This is a genomic window from Mesorhizobium sp. M1A.F.Ca.IN.020.03.2.1, from assembly GCF_004023205.1.
Lineage (GTDB): Bacteria > Pseudomonadota > Alphaproteobacteria > Rhizobiales > Rhizobiaceae > Mesorhizobium.
Map to the genome: position 1 here is coordinate 1 of NZ_RZSV01000440.1, position 1,834 is coordinate 1,834.

A 1,834-nucleotide genomic window follows, 5' to 3' on the forward strand; every position below is an offset into this window, starting at 1 on the left:
CATCTTGGGCGTGGCGTCGGCGATGACCGTCGGCTGGAAGAACGAGCCGCCGAGCGCATGGCGATTGCCGCCGGCAACGACCTTGCCGCCCTTCGAGGTGGCATCGGCGATCAGTTCCTCGACCTTCTCGACCGCTTTCTCGTCGATCAGCGGCCCCTGCTGCACGCCTTCTTCCAGGCCGGAGCCGACCTTCAGACTGTTGCTGGCAGCGGCGAGCTTCTCGACGAACTTGTCATAGATACCCGCCTGGACGAGGAAGCGGTTGGTGCAGACGCAGGTCTGGCCGGAATTGCGGTACTTCGCGGTGATGGCGCCGGTGACGGCGCGATCGATGTCGGCATCGTCGAAGACCAGGAACGGAGCATTGCCGCCGAGTTCCATCGACACTTTCTTGACCGTCGTCGACGACTTCTGAATCAGGATCTTGCCGACCTCGGTCGAGCCGGTGAAGGTGATCTTCTTGACCAGCGGGTTGGCGCAGATCTCGTCGCCGATCTCGCCGGCCGAACCTGTCAGGATGTTGATGGCGCCCTTGGGGAAGCCGACCTCTTCGGCGAGCGCGCCCCAGGCGAGGCCCGAATAAGGCGTCTGCGAGGCCGGTTTGACCACGGCCGTGCAGCCCGCGGCCAGCGCCGGTCCGAGCTTGCGGGCGAGCATCGAGGACGGGAAGTTCCATGGCGTGATGGCGGCAATGACGCCGACCGGCTCCTTCGTCACCAGGATGCGGCGGTCGCCCCAGGGCGACGGCACGATGTCGCCATAGGTGCGGCGGCCTTCCTCGGCGAACCAGAGGATATAGCTCGCGGCCGAGCCGATCTCGCCCTTGGATTCGAACAGCGACTTGCCCTGCTCGATGGTGAGCAACTCGGCCAGCACGTCCTGATTGTCCATCATTGCGTCGTGCAGCTTGCGCAGAAGCTTCGAGCGCTCGAGCGCGGTGGTCTTGCGCCAGCTCTTGAATGCTTCATCGGCGGCCTCGATGGCGCGGCGGGTTTCGGCCTTGCCGGCCTTCGGCACGGTGCCGATCTTCAGGCCGGTCGCCGGATTGTTGACGTCGATGGTCTGGCCGCTGTCGGCCTGCACCCATTCGCCGTTGATGAGATTGGCCTGGCGCATGAAATGACTGGTTTTCTGAAGCATGGTCTGGCCTCCGTTCGGCGCGCTGATCGGCCGTTTTTCTGGATATTCGGGGGCGTGCAAGGCTGCACGCTGGCGCATTGCTCTTACCTAGGGAAAGCCCGGCAAGCAATCACAAGATGGCATATAGGGGTTGGGCCAGCAAAAACGAGCGCTAGCCGAACACATGCAGGACCACCGTCAGCCAGAAGGATGTGGTGAGCACCGCGCTGGCCGTGGCGATCGTCATCTGGTTGGACGCCAGCGCCTGGCCGGTGTTGAATTGGACGGCGATGAGATAGGAATTGATGCCGGAAGGCAGCGCCGCCACGACCACGGCGACCTTTGCCGTCAGCGGCGGCAGGCCGAGCAGCCAGACCGCGAGCAGCACCAAGGCCGGCATCAGGAAGAGTTTCAGCGCCGACAGCGCGAGCGCTGGGCGCACGTTGCCGGAAATGCCGAAGCGGCGCAGGCTGAGCCCCATCGCAAACAGCGCCACCGGCCCGGCCGTATCGGCCAGCGCGTCGACCAGCCGCTCGATCAGCGGCGGCAGCGGCGCGCCGATGAAGCGCCAGGCGAGCCCCGCGAGAATGCCGATGATCAGCGGGTTGACGAACAGCCGCCTGAGGAAATTCCGGATGACGCGCAACGGATGCACAGACTCGTCGTCGCGACGACCGAACATCTCGAACAGCACGATTGACGCCATCATCATGAC

At 64.6% G+C, this 1,834-nt stretch carries 2 protein-coding genes; both read right to left on the reverse strand.

Annotated features, from left to right (window positions below):
* The coding region (locus EOA79_RS31815) for an NAD-dependent succinate-semialdehyde dehydrogenase (protein WP_164894059.1) at window positions 1-1,140 on the reverse strand (1,140 nt) is incomplete at its 3' end.
* 151 nt (window positions 1,141-1,291) lie between these two features.
* A partial coding sequence (locus EOA79_RS31820; protein ID WP_206639297.1) for an AEC family transporter occupies window positions 1,292-1,834 on the reverse strand: 543 nt, incomplete at its 5' end.